The sequence below is a fragment of the Chryseobacterium tagetis genome (assembly GCF_016735585.2).
In the GTDB taxonomy this organism is placed as follows: Bacteria; Bacteroidota; Bacteroidia; order Flavobacteriales; family Weeksellaceae; genus Chryseobacterium; species Chryseobacterium tagetis.
In genome coordinates this window covers 1,050,737-1,070,354 of record NZ_JAERSE020000001.1, presented here as the reverse complement: position 1 = coordinate 1,070,354, position 19,618 = coordinate 1,050,737, and the positions used below count along the sequence as shown (strand labels likewise).

Sequence of the window (19,618 nt, the reverse complement as noted above, 5' to 3'; positions counted from 1 at the left end):
AAACAACTTATAATTTAATGTAAACTCCAAAAAAGAAGCAAAAATTTAAATTTCGCCGCCAAATTATCAACAATTTACATTTGTATAATTTAGTTATCAACACTGTTTTCCACATTTTTTTATGTTTAACAGAATTACACCCAAATGTTGATAAATAGGCTAAATTGCAATTAAAGTATAATTAAAATAAACATTTAGATAGAATTCATAACTATCTGATTTTAAATGTTATAAATAGGTTGATTTGAATTATTGTTAATCCACAATTTTATCCACAGACATTCTGACAATTCACATTGTTTAACTTAATTACAAATGTTAATTTTATTTTTCTCCTAAAAATGGCTAAATTTGACTCTTGTAAATTATTACAGAATGAACTTTGAACAGATCTATCAGAAGAATCCTGATTTTCCTAATCGCTATATTTCCCCTGAAAAATTATTTTCTTACCTACGGGAGAATCTAAGCGATTACATCCAAGAAATTGGAAAGTCCTATTTAGGAAAGCCTATTTATAAACTAACTATTGGAAACGGTAATATTGCTGTTCTTGCATGGTCACAGATGCACGGAAACGAATCGAACGCAACTCATGCAATGTTCGATTTGCTTACAACACTGGATAAAGCTCCTGAACTGAAGGAAGAATTGTTTAGTAAAATTCAACTGGATTTTATTTTTATGCTCAATCCGGATGGTTCGGAAAGATGGACAAGACTGAATGCAGCAGATATTGACTTAAACAGAGATTTCCATAATGAAGCGAGTACCGAGATTAAATTCCTTAAAAAAGCAGTAGCTTCCAGGAAATATGACTATGCTCTGAATCTTCATGAGCAAAGAACAATTTTTACGACAGACGGAATTCATCCTGCGACCTTATCGTTCCTGGCGCCTTCTGAAGATGTTGAAAGAACAGTGACTGAAAACAGAAAAAAATGTATGGCGGTAATCGCTGATGTTTATCATCATTTAAAAGAAATGATCCCAGATCAGATCGGTAGATATTCGGATGAATTTTATCCTACGTCTACAGGAGATAATTTCATTAAGGCCGGAATGCCTACCATTTTATTTGAAGGAGGGCATTTTGTAGATGACTACACCAGACAGGGAACAAGAAAGTTTTATACCATTGCGTTGTATTATGGGTTGAAAGCGATTAGTGAGCTTAATTCCGGAACTGACGGATGGGAAAACTATCTTAACATTCCGGAGAACAGGGAAACCCATTATGATATTATATACAGAAATGTAAAACTAAATACAGAACACGAATGTATCCTTGATGTAGCAGTACAATACAGGGAAATAAAAGAAGAAGGGAAGGATGAAATATCTTTTGTACCTTTTGTAATGGAAGTAGGAGATGTAAAACAGCGAAAAGGCTGGTTGGAAATAGACTGTACAGGAAAGAAATTTATTTCGGCAACTAAATATCCTAAACTGGATGCGGAAGTAAGCTTTACGATAGAAGACTAAAAAAAGCGGAACAAATTGTTCCGCTTTTTTTATACTGTTGTCATTTTATGATAAGATAAATCTAAGATTCTTGATTTCGTTCAGAATGACAAAATTGTTTTTTTAGTTTACCACCTTAATTCCGTTGGCTACAAATCTGATTTCCTCTTTCGGAGTTGTGATCGCGTCGATCTCAGATTGAGGTCTTTTAGCATCTTCAGCATAATGCTTCTGCTCATCTATAGAAGTTACTTTTCTTTCAGCAGTTCCGTCCATTACTACTGTTTTACCTTTCAGGGCAGTAGGAACGAAGAATGCATAATCTTTCATTTTTACGAAAAACTTAGAATTGTCATCTGTCTGAATCGTTAACCAACATCCTTTTTTATCGCAAACATCAGTTACTTTTCCTTTTATCGCAACGTTTTCTACTTTTTTCTCTTTTTTAAGCTTTTTGCTTAGTTTATCTACAGAGATGGCTTTAGATTCTGTATTTGAAGCTACACCTCCTCCGTAAGTATCACCTACAAGAGCGTTTCCTGCCGGTGGCCCTGCTTTTTTTGATTCCTGTGCAAAAGCTAAAGTAGATGCACTTACTGCTACTGCAAATAATATCGCTTTGAATTTCATTTTTAATATTTTTTTCAAAAGTACTAATAAAAATTGAATCATAACGGGCGAAAAAATTGATAAAAAACAGGTTAATTCTGAAATTTAAAACAAAATTTAAAACGCAATGGCATATTTATTTATATTTGAGGCCTATACTTCACTATGCAGAAAAAACTAAAACTTTGGGATGCCATTATGCTTGTAATGGGATCTATGATTGGAAGCGGAATCTTTATCGTAAGCGCCGATATGATGCGAAACTTAGGCTCAGGATTCTGGCTCATCGTTGTATGGGTAATTACGGGGATCATGACCGTTGCTGCAGCAATCAGCTATGGAGAGCTTTCTGCGCTGTATCCCAAAGCGGGTGGGCAATATACCTATCTTAAAGAAATTTTTGGAAAAAAGATGGGTTTCCTGTACGGATGGGGATTGTTTACGGTAATCCAGACAGGAACGATTGCAGCAGTGGCAATGGCTTTTGGTAAATTTACAGCCTATTTGGTTCCGGCTTTGAATGACGCGGCACCTATTTTCCAGAGCGGGGAGTTTAAAATTACCTGGATCCAGATTCTGGCAATTGCTATTATTATTCTGCTTACATATATCAACACAAGAGGGGTAGAAAGCGGAAAACTACTGCAGAACATCTTTACAGGCTCTAAAATCATTGCTTTAGTGGGGCTGATTGCCGCAGGTTTTATTCTGGTAGATGTTTCGCATATGGCTGAAAACTTCAGTTTGGGAACGGATTCTTTTAATAACCTTAAAAAAGATCTTCTCGGGAACTTCCTGAAAGAAGGTTGGCAACCTATCGATGGAATGACTTTAATGGGCGGAATTGCTGCGGCAATGGTAGGTTCTGTATTCAGTTCTGTGGCTTGGGAAAGTGTGACCTTTGTTTCAGGGGAAATTGAAAACCCTAAGAAAAATGTAGTGAAATCAATGATCTACGGAACAACCGCTGTCATGATTTTATATATCGCTGTTAATTATGTATACCTAAACGCATTAGACAGAGATTCCATTGCATTTGCTGAAAACGACCGGGTAGCGGTTGCAGCTTCTCACTTTATTTTCGGAAGCGCAGGAACGGTAATTATTGCAGTGCTGGTAATGATCTCTACTTTTGGCTGTAATAACGGGCTGATCCTTGCCGGAGCAAGAGTTTTCCAGACGATGGCAAAAGACGGGATGTTCTTTAAGCAGGCTGAAAAAAACAATAAAAATGAAGTTCCTGCCAATGCATTATGGATGCAGGGGATTTGGGCTTCTTTGCTTTGTTTGAGCGGTCAGTACGGAAATCTTCTGGATATGATCTCTTTCGTGATTGTATTGTTTTATATGATTACCGTTTTTGGAGTGATTTATTTAAGATACAAACAGCCCGATCTTGAAAGACAGTATAAAACATGGTTATATCCGGTCACACCGGTTATTTACCTATTGATCGGGACAGGATTCTGCATTTTACTTTTAATTTATAAGCAACAATATACGTGGCCTGGATTCTTAATGGTTATTCTCGGGCTTCCTGTTTATTATTTTATCAATAGAAATAAAAAAATAGAAGAATAATATTTTAAAAAGAAGATAAGGAGAAAGATCTTCGTTTAATTAAGAAAAAATATGTTTTAAAAGCTGCCTGAATACGTTTGGCAGCTTTTTTCTTACTCAAAAACAAACCGATTTAAAATTTTTACCATAATATCCCGCAACTTGCTGGGAATTATCGGAGTGTTTCTGGAGATAAATTACATGGCATATAACAATTTTAAAATCATATAATCCGCTATTTCGTGAAAAATGTTTAATTTGGTATTTCCTTTCAAGTAAATAAGAAGTATGAAATAAAACACAGAAGTTGAATCATGGACACACCAAATTACAGAATGCCTTTTGTACCATCAACATTAATGACGGAAGGGGGAAGTATTGATACCTGCGACATGGGTGAAAGTATTGCCCACAACATTATGTTGCTGATAACCACCAAAAAAGGCGAAAACAGATATGATGAAAATTACGGAAACGATGTTTGGAATCTGGAATTCGATAATGGAGTTACCAGTGCTGTTTGGGAAAACGTTTTCATTAAGAGTCTGAAAAGACAGATACAGGAATACGAACCCAGAATCGTACAGCCACAAATTGAGGCGCACATTCAGTTTGTAGAGCACAACTACGATACAAAAGAGCACACAGAAATTAAGAAAAAAGTAAAAATAGCCATTAATGCAAAAATGGAAATGACGGGAGAGCGTTTTAGCTTTTCTTCAGAGTTGTTTTTGAGCCCGATGTCTATTGATTAAGTTTTTTAATGGTAATCAGAAATTATGAATTTAGATCAGAATATATATTCCAAAGAATCAGTAAAAGCAAGAATGCTGCAGAATGCTACTAAAGTCTGGGGATTAAAAAGTCCGCAGTCTTTAGATCCTTTTGTAAAATTATTAATTGATGCATTCAGTACTGAAGTTTTTAAAGCGAACAACGAAATACAGACGGTAAATGCCAGAATTTTAGAAAAACTGGCAAAGCTTCTTACTCCGTCTATTTATACTCATCCGGTTCCTGCTCATGCAGTGGCCTTTACAAATCCTACAGAATCTACGGAGGTTTTGTTGGAGCATACAGAGTTTTTCTTTAGAAAGCAGATGATTTCTACGGTAAAATCGGAATCAGATAAGCAGATTAATATTCCTTTTACTCCGGTAGGAAATGTAAGGATTAATAAAGCGCAGACTTCTGTAATGTTTGTAGGAAACACTTGTTATGGGATTGATGACAGGCTCAATAAAATTCCCATCGCAAGATTTCAGGGAAGGCCTGAAGATTACAGGAAAGTTACAATAGGAATTAATGTCTCAAAATACAGCAGCGAAAAATTTCCTAAAAATCTAAGTATTTATTGCTCCAATCCTGCTTTTGAGCATATGGATTTTGTATATAAGCTGCTTCCGTACATTACGGTGACGAGTAACAACAATCCGTTGTTTGTACGGGAAGGTTTAACGTATTTGAAAAGTAACGAAACAGACGGCTATGAGCAAATGTTTAAAGAGCAGTCTATCCAGAATAAGATCATAGAAGATGTTAAAAGCATTTATCATCATAAATTTATAGAGGTAAGAGGAATATCCGAGAGTTTATTTACAGAAGCAGGAAAGCTGCCTGAAAATTTAAGCTTCCTTGATTACAAAGAGGAAATCATTAAATATATCGACGGGAAAAGATTCCTATGGCTTACTTTTGAATTTCCGCCACAGTTTTCTGCAGAGATCTTAGACAACTTTTCATTTGTACTCAATGCATTTCCTATCTATAACAGAGGCTGGAAGAAAACAGAATACAGTCTTGATATTATGGGGAATAATATTCCTTTGGTAACAGATGACGGAGAACATTTCTTATACGTGGATGAAGTTCAGGACGGCGATGGCAGAAAATATACAGAAATTCCTTTTACGCCAAGCGATGATCTGAAGAAGGGACTCTACACCGTAAGAAAAGGTGGAATGGAACGTTTTTCAAACAGAAATGCCGTAGACATGATCGCTAGTGTTCTGGAACTGACCCGAGATGAAATTGCCGCTTTTTCTCTATTGAACAGAGATAATGTAAAAGGGATCCTGAGTGAAATGTCAGACAGAATGAAGTCTATGATCCAAAAAGTAAATAATGCTAAAAGAAACATCAAGCAGGAACTGAACTATGTGATCATGGAACCTGTTGATAAAACAGATCATACCTATGCTTCATTTTGGGTAACGCATTCTACTTTGGCAAATCATATGCGTCCCGGAACTGAACTTTCCAATCAGTTAAAATCTCAAATGTTGGTGCTTCTTACCGAAACCATAGGAGGAGCAGAAGAACAAAAAGGAACAGACAGTATTCAGGCGTATAAATATGCTTTAACTACCAGAGATAAGATCATTTCTTTGGAAGATGTGAAAAACTATTGCAGAATGGTACTGAAGGATGAATTGAAAGAAGTAAGGGTAACCAGAGGAACAATGATCAGCAATAAACCTAAAGAAGGTTTTGTCCGTACGGTAGAAGTAGAGATCATTCCTCAAAACTATTCTTTTTACGGAAGAATGTATTGGGAGAATATGGCCAATATGCTTAGAAACCGGATTATTTCAAAAGCAATAGACGGAATAGAGTATCTGGTAAAGGTAAGTAACGAAGATTCCGATTTTGGAGATTATTAAAAATTAAATCTTTACAATACAAAGAACCGGTGAATTTTTCATCGGTTTTTGCTTTATTACTCAGTAATCGAAGACCAACAACTACTTTATCCAATTCGAATAAAAAAAGACAATCGGTTGTTCGTTAACAAATACTTTTTACCATTAAAAATTCCATAAAATTCCGTAATTTTGCACATCGTGATTTTCAGGTAAAGTCACCCCAAATTATGAGTAAATCAACAGAATATATAGAAGTTTACGGCGCACGTGAGCATAATCTTAAAAACATTAATGTAAAAATTCCGCGCAACGAATTGGTAGTAATTACCGGACTTTCGGGAAGCGGAAAATCCTCATTGGCGTTTGATACCATCTTTGCAGAAGGTCAGCGTCGTTATATCGAAACATTTTCTGCCTATGCAAGACAGTTTTTGGGAGGTTTGGAGCGTCCTGATGTTGATAAAATTGAAGGATTATCTCCTGTTATTGCTATAGAACAGAAAACCACAAATAAAAATCCACGTTCAACGGTAGGAACCGTTACGGAATTGTATGATTATTTACGTCTTTTGTATGCAAGAGTTTCAGATGCTTATTCTCAAATAACAGGGCAAAAACTGGTAAGCTATACGGAAGATCAAATCCTTGAAGCTATTAAAGAAAACTATAAAGGCGAAAAGATCATGTTGATGGCGCCTGTTGTTCGATCCAGAAAAGGTCATTATCATGAGCTTTTCGTACAAATGGCGAAGAAAGGGTACGGACAGGCAAGAATTGACGGAGAATTGACGGATATTGAATATGATTTAAAGCTTGACCGTTACAAAACCCACGACATCGATATTGTAATCGACCGTTGGATCATTGGGGAAAGTGCTTCTGAGGCAAGAATGGAAAAATCGTTGCGAACGGCAATGGAAATGGGAGAAGGACTGATTGGAATTCAAAAGCTGGGAAGTACGGAGATTGAATATTTCTCTAAAAACTTAATGGATGCCGAAACCGGTCATTCATTGGCACTTCCGGAACCGAATACATTTTCCTTTAACTCTCCGAAGGGAAGCTGCCCAAGTTGTAAAGGATTAGGAACCATCAAAAAGATCAATACCGATTACTTTGTTGAAAATCCGAAACTATCCATTAACCAGGGAGGTTTATTGCCTTTGGAAGATATTAAATCAAATAAATGGATTCTTTCTCAGATTAAAAATATTCTTGAAATTTTCGGGTTGGGATTAACAACTCCTTTTCAGGATATTCCGGCAGAAGCGTTGGATTATATGTACAATGGCTGTCATAAAGAATTTAACAAAGACTTAAAATATGCAGGAATTACCAAGAAGATCAAAATAAGTTTTGATGGGTTGATTCCTTTTATGGAAGAATTGATTGAGGAAAGAGAATCCTACGAAGCGATTTTGCTCGAAAGACATTTCACGACAGAAGAGACTTGTCCTGAATGTAAAGGAACCCGTCTTCAGCCTTCAAGCTTAAGTTTTAAAATCGACGGAAAAAATATTGCTGAGGTGAATGCATTAAGTTTAGTTGATTTAAAAGACTGGCTTGCTGATGTTAAAGATAAGTTCTCTGAGAAAAATGCAATTATCGCGCATGAAATTTTAAAAGAGATTGAAACCAGACTTCAGTTCTTATTGGATGTTGGTCTGGATTATTTAAGTCTGAGCAGAAGTTCAAAAACCCTTTCCGGTGGAGAATCTCAAAGAATTCGTCTGGCGACTCAGATCGGATCTCAATTAGTGAATGTCCTATATATCTTGGATGAGCCAAGTATCGGATTACACCAGAGAGATAATGAAAGACTTATCAATTCATTAAAGAACCTTCGTGACATCGGGAATTCTGTTTTGGTGGTAGAACACGACAAAGACATGATTCTTGAAGCGGATGAGGTATTGGATATTGGTCCGAGAGCCGGAAAATTCGGAGGAGAGATTCTTTGGCAGGGAAAACCAAAAGATTTATTGAAAGCCGATACGATTACGGCTCAGTACATCAACGGAAAAAGAAAGATCGAAGTTCCAGCAGAAAGACGTGCAGGAAACGGTAAAAATATAGTTTTAAAAGGAGCAACAGGGAACAACCTGAAAAATGTTACCTTAGATATTCCTCTGGGAAAATTAGTTGTTGTTTCAGGGATTTCAGGAAGCGGAAAATCTTCTTTAATTAACGGGACTTTGTATCCGATCTTAAATAAACATTTCTACAGAGCAGTTCAGGAACCTTTGCCGTACAAGAAAATTGAAGGTCTTGAAAACATTGATAAAATTGTAGATGTAGACCAGACTCCGATTGGCAGAACACCACGTTCGAATCCTGCGACATATACAGGGATGTTTACAGATATCAGAAATCTTTTTGCAGAATTGCCCGAATCTAAAATCCGTGGTTATAAACCGGGAAGGTTCTCTTTCAACGTAAAAGGCGGAAGATGCGAAACTTGTCAGGGAGGCGGACTGAAAGTAATTGAAATGAATTTCTTACCGGATGTTTATGTTCATTGTGAGACTTGTAACGGAAAACGTTTTAACAGAGAGACACTGGAGGTTCGTTACAAAGGAAAATCAATTTCCGATGTGCTGGATATGACGATTGATGAAGCGGTAGAATTTTTCCAGCCGATTCCTAAGATCTTTGCGAAAGTAAAAACATTGCAGGATGTTGGTTTAGGATATATTACTTTAGGACAGCAGTCGACAACACTTTCAGGGGGAGAAGCACAACGTATTAAGTTGGCAACGGAACTAGCAAAACGCCAAACCGGAAATACATTATACATTCTTGATGAACCGACAACGGGACTTCATTTTGAAGATGTAAAAATCCTGATGGATGCGATTAATCAATTAGTAGAATTAGGAAACTCCTTCATCATTATTGAACATAATATGGATGTGATTAAACTTGCCGATCATATTATTGATGTTGGTCCGGAAGGAGGAAAGCACGGTGGACAGATCGTTGCGCAGGGAACTCCTGAGGAAATCGTGAAATCGAAGAAGAGTTTGACAGGGAAGTTCTTGAAGCGGGAATTGGAGTAAAAATATCAATTATTTAATTATATAAAAGAATTTGTGAAAGCAGATTCTTTTTTTATTTTTATAGAAACCATATACATGAAAAAACTAATTATTTTAAATTTTATTCTTTTGTCAATATTGAATGCAATTTTAATTGCAAAAGAATTTATTTTTCCTTTTTATTCAGGTTCACGATATGAGGATTTTACGTATTTAGAAATGGAAACTGAAGGTACTTTTGGTTTTGGTATTTTCAGAATTTCATTTTGGTGGATTATTTATTTTTTGTTTTTTTCTGTAATAAGCTCTTATCTCTTTAAGTATTTTAAAATCAGATTGAAAAAGATATGGCTTCTGATTTTACTTATTTTAATTCAAATTTCTCTTTGCTATTGCGTTAATAAATTAATTTTGGTGAATATTTTTGAATTTTTTCAGTTTGAAAACCTATTTATAAGTGTGTTATTTATTTTCTCTTTTTGGTATTTGGTTATTTATAAATTCTCAAAAGCTAATACCTGCTGATACTTATGGATATGAGAATTATTTGGATGATTTAAAGTCATTTTTTTTGGCTTCCAATGTTAAATTTTTAATTATTTTAAATTTTTATAGCGTTGAAAATCAATTATTTAATTTTTAATGTTAATTGAATGTTAACTGAATGTGAAATTAATATGAATTATTTTATATATCTTTGATAAAGAAATAGTAAATAAGTTTATAATAATATTTAAAATCAGGTGGTTATGAAAAATAAAATTCAAATATTTGTAGTTTCTTTTTTAGTTGGCGGATGCATATCTTTAATTAATACTGTGAAAGCTCAGAATATAAACAATAATGTAATTGAAGAAGTTCAACTTAATAGAAATGAAACATTAAATGAAATAAGAAGTGAACTGATTGGTAATTTTGATTTTGCAAATTATGAATATAAACAAGGAGTTGTGAATTCGGAAGTGAAATTTGAGATTGCTGAAAACGGGAAAATTATTAACGTACATTCTACGGGAGATTGTAAAAATGTAAGTAAAGAAATAGAAAATGTGCTGACTAACATGAAGGTGAAACCGAACAAAATAAATAAAGATACATTGGCATATACGTATGTAATGCCTGTTACGGTAGAAATCGACAGCGAATAAGGTTCATAAGATCTTTTATATATTAAAATTGCCATGCAGAAATTCTGTGTGGCTTTTTTTGAGGTGTAAATTGTGAAAAGATTAAACAGAAATGTATAAGAGCTGAAGGCGATTTGTGTTTTAATTTTAATCCACAAAATTAAAACGATATGAAAAATGTAAAGAAACTTACAAAAACAGAACTGAAGTCTGTGTACGGAGGGCAGCCAAAACAATATTGTGTTTACTGTGAAAAATTAAATAAAACAGTTTGCAGTACAGTTCCGATCGGGCAATGTCCGTAATCGTCTAAACCGTTTTTTATAAGGCGGTTTTTTATTTCTATCGATACAAGATGAAATATACAGTATCTGTTATTTGAAATTTTATTTTTTCACTATTCAAAACAAAAAATTAATACATTTGATAGTATAAAAAACTATTGTGAATCCCATTTTAGATGTTGTTGTCCGTTCCCTTTGTGTTTACCTCTTCATGGTGGTCGCTATCCGTTTGTTTGGTAAAAATCAGCTTTCTCAGCTTAATGCAGGAGATGTAGTTTTACTTCTGCTGATTTCTAATGCGGTTCAGAATGCAATGGTGGGACCCGATACATCTTTACAGGGAGGATTGATTGCTGCTTTGGTACTGTTTGCCGCCAATTTTATCTTAAAAAGATTAATGTTTGGTCATCCGTCGTTTAAAACTTTCATGGAAGAAGATCCTGTAATTTTAATTAAAGATGGAGTTGTCATTCAGAAAGCTTTAGATGAGGTTAAGATCACCAAGGATGAACTGGAAGAAGCGATTAGAGAGCATGGAGTAGACGGAATAAAAAATGTAAAGCTATCTATACTTGAAGTAGATGGAAATATCAGTGTAATTTCCGAAGATGAAAAAGATAAGCAAACCCATTATTCCAGAATTAAAAGAAAAAATAAACGTAAATATCATTAAAATAAAATGAACTACGAATTGAGAGAAATGCTTCCCAGTGATGAAGCAAGAGTATTAGAAATATTTCAGCAGGGAGTAAACGGAGGAATGGCCACTTTTGAAACCACAGTGCCTACCGCAGAAGCATGGAATATGGATTATTTCAATGATTGCCGTTGGGTTTTGGAAAATGAAACCAATGAAGTCGTAGGTTGGTGTGCTCTAAAACCTGTCAGCAAAAGAGAGGTATATAAAGGAGTTGCAGAAGTGAGTATTTATTTTGAAGATAATTACCAAGGGAAAGGTTTGGGTTCGGTTTTACTAAAGAAAATGATTTTGGATAGCGAAAACCACGGATTCTGGACTTTACAGGCAAATATCTTCTCTGAAAATGAAGCCTCTCTAAGATTTCATCAGAAAAATGGTTTCCGAATAGTAGGGATGAGAAAAAAATTAGGCAAATTAAAAGGAGAGTGGAAAGATGTTATCATGCTGGAAAAGAGGAGTGAAGTGATTTTTTAAATAGTAAAAATATAATAAAGTTTCTTAAAATATTTATACAATTCAACAATAATGCATTATTGGCATTAGTATTGTAAGTTTTCTCATTGTAATTTGAAAACAACTTGTTATGAATTTTTTAACTAAAGCGTTAGGATTTTTCTTAATTGTATTTTCCTTCGCGTATTATCAGGCGTCACCAATGCAGAGAGGGCACGGTCATGGACATGGGTATGGTCACGGTCCGAAACATTCGAAACATTACTATCAGGGTCCGCGCAGACCGTACTATAGACCGGTAGTTTATCACAGACCACCGAGACATCATTATAAAAGATATTATTACGAACCGGTAAGACCAAGATATTATTCTCACAGACCGCACCGTGTTCATAATAGACCGGTAATTATAGTGAAATTATAAAAATAAAAAATGACTGTCAAAAACAGTCATTTTTTTGTTTTTATACTCTATACGAACTATGCTTTACTTTTTAAAATAAACTTTAAGCTTTTTAATTTTATTTTAATAATTAATTTGTACTTGGGCATTCCTATTGATCTTTTTATGATGAAGTTGAAAGAACAACAAAATGAAAAATTTAATTAAAATCATGAGCGTATTGGTATTGTTTTTCACCCTTACCTCATGTATGGTTCCAGAGAACTATGTAAGCCGGGCTCCGGTAAGATATAGAATGTACGGACCTAGATATGTTGATAGAGTATATGTTTACGGTCACGGAGGATATCATGGCGGATACCATAATGGATATCACAGAGGTTTTGGACATCATAGATGGTAGTTAAAATAAAAAGCACTGAAAAAGTTTTCAGTGCTTTTACTTTATTTAGATTAAAACCTAGATTTTTTTGGATTAAGAAAAGTGTTAAAAATCATGACTTCCTGCCCGAATTTCGCTTCTATTCTTTCTGCGATATTTTCCAATTCACTTTTTACGAAATCATCTCTCAGTTCATCATTGTCGAAAAGCAAAAGAAGATTAAAGTTTTTTCCTTCATCAATATAATCACTGTGTACTTCAGAAAGGATATATTTATCGACATCTATCAAATTTTCCGTCATTAAAACCAATGTTTCATCAATATAATTTTCCCATTCTTCAAGATGAGTTTTAGGACAATGGAAAGTTACACTCAGTATGCTCATATTTTATGAATTTTTAAGATTCTGTGGATAAATTTTACTGCAAAAATCGGCAAATTTTTCGTAAATTAGCCCGTTAATAAAAATTCGAAATGAATAATTTTCAGACACACAGCTAAGGGTCTGACTATCATTATAATAAAATTTGTTTATGCAAAAAGAAGGAGAAAGACTGATTCCTATCAACATTGTTGATGAAATGAAGTCGTCTTATATCGATTATTCGATGTCGGTTATCGTTTCAAGAGCGTTACCTGATGTAAGAGACGGCTTGAAGCCCGTTCATAGAAGAGTACTTTATGGTATGTATGGATTAGGGGTTTTTTCTAATAGAAAATATTTAAAATCTGCGAGAATTGTTGGAGACGTTTTAGGTAAATATCACCCGCACGGAGACTCCTCTGTTTATGATGCAATGGTAAGAATGGCTCAGGACTGGAGCTTACGTTATCCTCAGGTTGATGGGCAGGGTAACTTCGGTTCCATGGACGGTGACCCGCCTGCAGCAATGCGTTATACTGAAGCAAGATTGAAAAAAATCTCTGATGAGATTCTTTCAGACTTAGATAAAGAAACGGTAGATTTCCAGAATAACTTCGATGATAGTTTAACAGAGCCAACCGTAATGCCTTCAAAAATCCCTAACCTTTTGGTAAACGGAACTTCTGGTATTGCAGTAGGGATGGCAACAAATATGGCGCCTCATAATTTGACGGAAGCTGTAAATGCAATTAGTGCTTACATTGATAACAGAGAAATTACGATTGACGAATTAATGCAGCATATCATTGCTCCGGATTTCCCTACAGGAGGGATTATCTATGGATATGATGGAGTAAGAGATGCTTTCCACACAGGCCGTGGTAGGGTGGTTCTTAGAGCTAAAGTTGCTTTCGAGGAAATCGGAAACAGAAATGCAATTATCGTAAACGAGGTTCCTTATCAGGTGAATAAGGCGGAGATGATTGCAAGAACCGCTGAGCTTGTTAAAGATGAAAAAATCACAGGGATTTACGAAATCAGAGATGAGTCAGACAGAAGAGGTCTTCGTATCGTTTATGAATTGAAAAACGATGCGATTCCAAACGTTGTTTTAAACTTATTATATAAATATACTGCGCTTCAGACATCATTTAGTGTTAATAATATTGCTTTGGTTCACGGAAGACCGGAACAATTAAACCTAAAAGATATCATTCACCATTTTGTAGAGCACAGACATGAAATAATTGTAAGAAGAACTCAATATGAGCTTAAAAAAGCGAAAGAGAGAGCGCATATCTTAGAAGGATTCATGAAAGTGATCGGAACTCAGGATTCCTTAGACAGAGCAATCTCAATTATCCGCCACTCTGCAAATCCACAGGCTGCAAAAGAAGGATTGATAGAAGCATTCGAACTTTCTGAAATTCAGGCTCAGGCGATTCTAGACCTACGTCTTGCTCGTTTGACAGGAATGGAGCTTGATAAAATCCGTGATGAGTACGATGCAATCATGAAAGAAATTGAGGATTTAGAAGATATTTTGGCGAATGAACCGAGAAGATTCCAGATCATTAAAGATGAATTAGCTGAAGTTAAAGAAAAATACGGTGACGAAAGAAGAACTGAAATTGACTATTCAGGAGGGGAAATGTCTATCGAAGATATTATTCCGAACGAATCTGTAGTTCTTACAATTTCTCATGCGGGTTATATTAAGAGAACTTTGCTTTCAGAATATAAAATTCAAAGTAGAGGTGGGGTAGGAAACAAAGCGGCAACAACAAGAGATTCTGACTTTTTGGAATACATTGTTTCTGCAACCAACCACCAGTATATGTTATTCTTCACAGAAAAAGGAAGATGTTATTGGTTAAGAGTATTTGAAATTCCTGAAGGTTCTAAAACAGCAAAAGGAAGGGCGGTACAAAACTTAATAAACATTGAACCGGACGATAAGATTAAAGCATATATCAGAACTAATAACTTAAAAGATTCTGAATATGTAAATCAAATGAGTGTGGTGATGGTAACCAAAAATGGTACGATCAAGAAAACTTCTCTTGAGGCTTATTCCAGACCGAGAGTAAATGGAGTAAATGCAATTGAAATTAGAGATAATGACCAGTTGTTAGGAGCTTACTTAACAAATGGAACTTCTCAGATCATGATTGCTACTAAAAATGGTAAATGTATCCGTTTCCCTGAAGAAAAAGTAAGAGAAGTAGGAAGAGGTTCTATCGGAGTTCGTGGTATTGCCATGGAAGATGATGATGAAGCAATTGGTATGATTGTTGTGAACGATGTGGAGAATGAAACGGTTCTTGTAGTATCTGAAAAAGGATATGGTAAGAGAACTGCTGTAGAGGATTATAGAATTACCAACAGAGGAGGAAAAGGAGTTATTACCCTGAACATTACCGAAAAAACAGGAAACCTGATCGCTATTCAAAATGTAACAGATGAAGACGGATTGATGATTATCAATAAATCTGGTGTTGCTATTCGTATGAATATGGATGAGATGAGAGTAATGGGTAGAAATACACAAGGGGTAAGAATGATTAACCTTAAGAAAAATGACGAAATTGCGGCTATCGCAAAAGTAGAAATGGATAAAGATGTAGTAGAAGAAGATTCTGAAGAAAATGAGGAAGGAACAGAAACTGTAGCTGATAACCAAGAAAACGATACAGAAACGCCTCAGGTAGAAAATGAAAACTCTACGGAGGAAACTGAGAATTCTGATTCAGAAGAATAAAATTGTACAATTAATATAAAATAGTTATTATGAAGAAACTAATTCTAGGTATGGCTATCGTTGCATCTGCTTTTGTTTTTGGGCAAAAAGAAGATGTGAATGCAAAGCTACAGGCTGCTAACAAAACGGCAATGGATGCCTATAATGCTAAAAACTATACTGTTGCAGCGCCAAAGTTTATAGAAGTGTATGAGCTGTTAAAAAGTAGCGGACAAGATGATAAAACGTATATGTATTATGCTGGTTTGAGCTATGCTTTAGGAAATAGTATAGATCCTGCGATAAAAATTTATACTGACTTAATTAATTCAGGATATACAGGTATTCAAACCACTTATTCAGCAAAAGATAAGAAAACAGGACAGATTGTTCCTTTAGATAAAAATACTTGGGAATTAATGAAAAAAAATCCTGATTATTCTGATTTTAAAACGGAGCAAACTAAAAGTGTAGAGCCGGATTTATATGAAACTTTGTCAACGTTATTATTAAATGCTAAGAAAAATGACGAAGCGTTGGCGATCATCGAAAAAGGATTGGCGAAATATCCGAATAATGCTAAATTGAAAGAATATCAGGGTAGTGCATTATATGCATCTGGAAATACAGATAAATTTATGCAAAACTTGAAAGAACAGTTGGCTAAAAATCCTAATGATGCTACCAACTGGTATAATTTAGGTGTTTTGCAGTCTAAAAATCCTGCTTTAAAAAATGAAGCTTTAGAATCATTTAAAAAATCTGTTGGGCTTGCAGGAAGTGATATTAAATTGCTTAATAATGCCTATCAAAATTTAGTATATACAGCTATTGGGGATGATGATGCGGCAGTAAAAGAAATTAATGCACTCAGAAAAAGTAAGCCAGATGATGCAACTAAATTAATAGAAGTTAGAAAAGCTAGATTTAATGAGGCTTTACCCTATGCTGAAAGCTGGTATAAGGTTCAACCTGAAAATTTAGATGCCATTTCTACATTGAAAGATATTTATGGGATTATTAAAAATCAGGCAAAGTATACGGAAATGAAAGCTAAAGAAGCTGAAATTCAAGCAAAACAGCCTAAATAATTTCATACAGCAAAATTAAATATAAAACCGAAACAGATTGTTTCGGTTTTTTTATGAATATGAATGTTGAAAGATCATTTCATAATAATTTTTTAGGAAAAGCCAAATCAATTTTTTTCCAACTATTCTCATCAAAAATCAATGTTAAAATTCTCTGCAATTCCGTATCTTTGAGAAAAATTTTTACAAAAATGATCGAGTGGAAAACCGTCAAAGAATACGATGATATTACGTACAAAAAATGTAATGGTGTAGCGAGAATTGCTTTCAACAGACCGGAAATTCGCAACGCTTTCAGACCTAAAACTACTTCAGAATTATACGATGCTTTTTATGATGCTTCAGAAGATCCATCAATAGGTGTGGTATTGCTTTCAGGAGAAGGGCCAAGTCCAAAAGACGGAGGTTGGGCGTTCTGCAGTGGTGGTGATCAAAAAGCAAGAGGACATCAGGGATATGTAGGAGAAGATGGAAGACACCGTTTAAATATTTTAGAAGTTCAGCGTTTGATTCGTTTCATGCCAAAAGCTGTTATTGCAGTGGTTCCAGGATGGGCAGTTGGTGGAGGACATTCTCTTCATGTAGTTTGTGATTTAACGTTGGCGAGTAAAGAACATGCAATCTTCAAACAGACCGATGCAGATGTTACAAGTTTTGACGGAGGATATGGTTCAGCTTACTTAGCAAAAATGGTTGGACAGAAAAAAGCTCGTGAAATTTTCTTTCTAGGGAGAAACTATTCTGCTCAGGAAGCTTTCGAAATGGGAATGGTAAATGCAGTAATTCCTCACGATGAATTAGAAGATACCGCTTATGAATGGGCTCAGGAAATTTTAGCAAAATCTCCGACTTCTATCAGAATGCTGAAATTTGCAATGAACCTTACCGATGACGGAATGGTGGGTCAGCAGGTTTTTGCAGGTGAAGCGACTCGTTTGGCTTATATGACCGAAGAAGCAAAAGAAGGAAGAAACGCATTCTTAGAAAAAAGAAAGCCGGATTTCGGAAAAGATAAATGGATATCATAAAAAAATATAATTGATAATTTATAAATGATGCTTAATGGTATCATTTACCAATTATCGCTTATGAATTATAATATATGACAGATTGGATAAAAGCCGCAAGGCTTAGAACATTACCGCTTTCAATGAGCGGAATTATAATGGGAGCTTTCATTGCAAAATGGAGGCTTTATGGTGAAGGAGGAATTTGGGACTGGAAGATCTTTGCATTGGCATTGGTTGTAACTTTGCTGTATCAGGTTCTTTCAAATTACGCTAATGATTATGGAGACGGTATAAAAGGAACAGATGCAAAAAGAGCCTCAGAAGCAGAAGCAAGAGCAGTGGCTTCAGGAAAAATTACCGCAAAACAAATGAAAAATGCAGTAATTCTTTTCTCTGTCTTATCTTTTGTAGCAACAGTTGCGCTTTTATATGTCGCATTTATTCCAAATTACATGAAAGAATTCTATATTTTCATTGGGTTGGGAGTGGCAAGTATTTTAGCAGCGATTGGTTATACAGTAGGTAAAAAGCCTTACGGATATATGGGATTGGGAGATATCTTCGTATTCATCTTTTTTGGATTGGTTTCTGTTTGCGGAAGTTATTTCCTGTTTACAAAAACGTTCAGCTGGGATATGCTATTACCGGGAACAGCAATCGGAATGATGAGTATGGCTGTTTTAAACCTGAATAACATGAGAGATATCGAAAGCGATAAACAATCAGGTAAAAATAGTTTTGCGTTGAGAATCGGATTCAAAAATGCAATGATTTACGAAATGATCTTATTGCAGTTACCATTAATCTTGATTTTAATGTTTTTGGCAGTAAACGGATTCTTCCAGACACAAAATTATTACGTTTTCATTGTAATGATTTTAATGCTTCCATTAATGAAACTGAGAAGACAGATCTTGGCCGTAAAAAATCCGAGAGAGCTTGATCCTTTCTTAAAACAAGTGGGAATCATGACTTTCGTAATGGCTCTTCTTACCGCGTTTGGACTTAACTTTTTTCATTAAAATATAAAATTATGAATTCAAATGTCTACGTTGAAGCTCAAATGCTGATCAGAAAGCCGATTGAGGATGTTTTTGAAGCGTTCATCAATCCTGAAGTGACCACTCATTTTTGGTTTACAAAATCAACAGGGAAATTAGAAGAAGGGAAGACGGTGATATGGGAATGGGAAATGTATGGAGTGAAAACAGATGTTACCGTCAATCAGATTGTTCAAAATCAATTGATAAAAACAGTTTGGGGAGAACCTTCAACCCATGTAGACTACGAATTCAGAGAAATGGAAAAAGGAACTCTGGTTGTTATTAAAAGTTACGGATTTTCTCAGAAAGGAGAAGAGCTGTTAAAAACGATTAATGACAATACAGGAGGTTTCACAACGGTTCTTGATGGCTGTAAAGCTTATCTTGAACATGGAATTAACCTGAGATTAATTGAAGATAAATTTCCACAAAAATAAATGGATAATAAGATAATAAAAAATGGTAACATAATATTATCAATTTTTATATTGATTTTCAGTCCGTTTTTTATTTATTTAACTTTAATAACATTTAAAGAAGATGGAGGTCCGATGGGATTTGGATATTTAATAATTCCTCTTTTTATTATGTATACCTTATTCGTAATTCCGGCAATAATTTCTTTATTTAAGAATAACAAAACAGATACATTTTATTTTGTAATAAATAGTATTGGTTCTGTTTATACAGTTTTACTTTTAGCT

At 34.8% G+C, this 19,618-nt stretch carries 18 protein-coding genes; 16 read left to right on the top strand and 2 right to left on the bottom strand.

The features are described from left to right. Positions 1–375: 375 nt before the first annotated feature. Positions 376–1,485: a M14 family zinc carboxypeptidase gene (locus tag JI747_RS04775; RefSeq protein WP_225686642.1), complete on the top strand. Its 1,110-nt coding sequence runs from the start codon at positions 376–378 to the stop codon at positions 1,483–1,485. A 102-nt stretch (positions 1,486–1,587) separates the two neighbouring features. On the opposite strand, the gene JI747_RS04770 is transcribed toward JI747_RS04775, so the two are convergent. Then, entirely contained in the window at positions 1,588–2,094 is a 507-nt protein-coding gene (locus tag JI747_RS04770; RefSeq protein ID WP_225686640.1) for a DUF4920 domain-containing protein, read from the bottom strand. A 144-nt stretch (positions 2,095–2,238) separates the two neighbouring features. Between JI747_RS04770 and JI747_RS04765 the strand changes: the two genes are divergently transcribed. From JI747_RS04765 to JI747_RS04720, 10 genes are all read left to right on the top strand, one after another. Continuing rightward, positions 2,239–3,654: an APC family permease gene (locus JI747_RS04765; protein WP_225686638.1), complete on the top strand. Its 1,416-nt coding sequence runs from the start codon at positions 2,239–2,241 to the stop codon at positions 3,652–3,654. 293 nt (positions 3,655–3,947) lie between these two features. Continuing rightward, positions 3,948–4,388, top strand: coding sequence for a GPW/gp25 family protein (locus JI747_RS04760; protein ID WP_225686637.1), 441 nt, complete (start codon positions 3,948–3,950; stop codon positions 4,386–4,388). 24 nt (positions 4,389–4,412) lie between these two features. Then, positions 4,413–6,296, top strand: coding sequence for a type VI secretion system baseplate subunit TssF (locus JI747_RS04755; RefSeq protein ID WP_225686636.1), 1,884 nt, complete (start codon positions 4,413–4,415; stop codon positions 6,294–6,296). A 209-nt stretch (positions 6,297–6,505) separates the two neighbouring features. Beyond that, positions 6,506–9,337, top strand: a complete 2,832-nt coding sequence (gene uvrA / locus JI747_RS04750) for an excinuclease ABC subunit UvrA (protein ID WP_225686635.1) — start codon at positions 6,506–6,508, stop codon at positions 9,335–9,337. Positions 9,338–10,065: 728 nt separating this feature from the next. Next, positions 10,066–10,464 carry a hypothetical protein gene (locus JI747_RS04745; protein ID WP_225686634.1) on the top strand — a complete coding sequence of 133 codons (399 nt, stop codon included), beginning with the start codon at positions 10,066–10,068 and terminating at the stop codon, positions 10,462–10,464. Positions 10,465–10,613: 149 nt separating this feature from the next. Next, a complete protein-coding gene (locus JI747_RS04740) occupies positions 10,614–10,748 on the top strand; it encodes a bacteriocin-like protein (protein ID WP_225686633.1) in 135 nt (44 codons plus the stop codon). A gap of 139 nt (positions 10,749–10,887) precedes the next feature. Next, positions 10,888–11,400 carry a DUF421 domain-containing protein gene (locus JI747_RS04735; RefSeq protein WP_225686632.1) on the top strand — a complete coding sequence of 171 codons (513 nt, stop codon included), beginning with the start codon at positions 10,888–10,890 and terminating at the stop codon, positions 11,398–11,400. 6 nt (positions 11,401–11,406) lie between these two features. Beyond that, complete coding sequence (locus JI747_RS04730; RefSeq protein WP_225686631.1) at positions 11,407–11,901, top strand: GNAT family N-acetyltransferase; 495 nt, start codon at positions 11,407–11,409, stop codon at positions 11,899–11,901. Between the two features lie 109 nt (positions 11,902–12,010). Next, positions 12,011–12,304, top strand: coding sequence for a hypothetical protein (locus tag JI747_RS04725; protein WP_225686629.1), 294 nt, complete (start codon positions 12,011–12,013; stop codon positions 12,302–12,304). A gap of 169 nt (positions 12,305–12,473) precedes the next feature. Next, positions 12,474–12,686, top strand: coding sequence for a hypothetical protein (locus JI747_RS04720; protein ID WP_225686628.1), 213 nt, complete (start codon positions 12,474–12,476; stop codon positions 12,684–12,686). 50 nt (positions 12,687–12,736) lie between these two features. On the opposite strand, the gene JI747_RS04715 is transcribed toward JI747_RS04720, so the two are convergent. Next, entirely contained in the window at positions 12,737–13,051 is a 315-nt protein-coding gene (locus JI747_RS04715; RefSeq protein WP_225686627.1) for a DUF4286 family protein, read from the bottom strand. A gap of 148 nt (positions 13,052–13,199) precedes the next feature. On the opposite strand from JI747_RS04715, the gene gyrA reads away from it, so the two are divergent. The 5 genes from gyrA to JI747_RS04690 all read left to right on the top strand — a co-directional run bounded on the left by gyrA (position 13,200) and on the right by JI747_RS04690 (position 19,351). Continuing rightward, on the top strand, positions 13,200–15,791 hold the full coding sequence (gene gyrA / locus JI747_RS04710) for a DNA gyrase subunit A (RefSeq protein WP_225686626.1): 2,592 nt from the start codon (positions 13,200–13,202) through the stop codon (positions 15,789–15,791). 29 nt (positions 15,792–15,820) lie between these two features. Continuing rightward, entirely contained in the window at positions 15,821–16,861 is a 1,041-nt protein-coding gene (locus JI747_RS04705; RefSeq protein ID WP_225686625.1) for a tetratricopeptide repeat protein, read from the top strand. A 191-nt stretch (positions 16,862–17,052) separates the two neighbouring features. Beyond that, positions 17,053–17,889, top strand: a complete 837-nt coding sequence (locus tag JI747_RS04700) for a 1,4-dihydroxy-2-naphthoyl-CoA synthase (RefSeq protein WP_225686624.1) — start codon at positions 17,053–17,055, stop codon at positions 17,887–17,889. Between the two features lie 74 nt (positions 17,890–17,963). Continuing rightward, complete coding sequence (menA, locus tag JI747_RS04695) at positions 17,964–18,893, top strand: 1,4-dihydroxy-2-naphthoate octaprenyltransferase (RefSeq protein ID WP_225686623.1); 930 nt, start codon at positions 17,964–17,966, stop codon at positions 18,891–18,893. A gap of 11 nt (positions 18,894–18,904) precedes the next feature. Continuing rightward, on the top strand, positions 18,905–19,351 hold the full coding sequence (locus JI747_RS04690; RefSeq protein WP_225686622.1) for an SRPBCC family protein: 447 nt from the start codon (positions 18,905–18,907) through the stop codon (positions 19,349–19,351). Positions 19,352–19,618: the final 267 nt, after the last annotated feature.

Bases quoted from the DNA above. Each gene is read 5' to 3' on its own strand.
- JI747_RS04775 (WP_225686642.1), top strand. From the start codon at position 376: ATGAACTTTGAACAGATCTATCAGAAGAATCCTGATTTTCCTAATCGC.
- JI747_RS04770 (WP_225686640.1), bottom strand. From the start codon at position 2,094: ATGAAATTCAAAGCGATATTATTTGCAGTAGCAGTAAGTGCATCTACT.
- JI747_RS04765 (WP_225686638.1), top strand. From the start codon at position 2,239: ATGCAGAAAAAACTAAAACTTTGGGATGCCATTATGCTTGTAATGGGA.
- JI747_RS04760 (WP_225686637.1), top strand. From the start codon at position 3,948: ATGGACACACCAAATTACAGAATGCCTTTTGTACCATCAACATTAATG.
- JI747_RS04755 (WP_225686636.1), top strand. From the start codon at position 4,413: ATGAATTTAGATCAGAATATATATTCCAAAGAATCAGTAAAAGCAAGA.
- uvrA (WP_225686635.1), top strand. From the start codon at position 6,506: ATGAGTAAATCAACAGAATATATAGAAGTTTACGGCGCACGTGAGCAT.
- JI747_RS04745 (WP_225686634.1), top strand. From the start codon at position 10,066: ATGAAAAATAAAATTCAAATATTTGTAGTTTCTTTTTTAGTTGGCGGA.
- JI747_RS04740 (WP_225686633.1), top strand. From the start codon at position 10,614: ATGAAAAATGTAAAGAAACTTACAAAAACAGAACTGAAGTCTGTGTAC.
- JI747_RS04730 (WP_225686631.1), top strand. From the start codon at position 11,407: ATGAACTACGAATTGAGAGAAATGCTTCCCAGTGATGAAGCAAGAGTA.
- JI747_RS04725 (WP_225686629.1), top strand. From the start codon at position 12,011: ATGAATTTTTTAACTAAAGCGTTAGGATTTTTCTTAATTGTATTTTCC.
- JI747_RS04720 (WP_225686628.1), top strand. From the start codon at position 12,474: ATGAAAAATTTAATTAAAATCATGAGCGTATTGGTATTGTTTTTCACC.
- JI747_RS04715 (WP_225686627.1), bottom strand. From the start codon at position 13,051: ATGAGCATACTGAGTGTAACTTTCCATTGTCCTAAAACTCATCTTGAA.
- gyrA (WP_225686626.1), top strand. From the start codon at position 13,200: ATGCAAAAAGAAGGAGAAAGACTGATTCCTATCAACATTGTTGATGAA.
- JI747_RS04705 (WP_225686625.1), top strand. From the start codon at position 15,821: ATGAAGAAACTAATTCTAGGTATGGCTATCGTTGCATCTGCTTTTGTT.
- JI747_RS04700 (WP_225686624.1), top strand. From the start codon at position 17,053: ATGATCGAGTGGAAAACCGTCAAAGAATACGATGATATTACGTACAAA.
- menA (WP_225686623.1), top strand. From the start codon at position 17,964: ATGACAGATTGGATAAAAGCCGCAAGGCTTAGAACATTACCGCTTTCA.
- JI747_RS04690 (WP_225686622.1), top strand. From the start codon at position 18,905: ATGAATTCAAATGTCTACGTTGAAGCTCAAATGCTGATCAGAAAGCCG.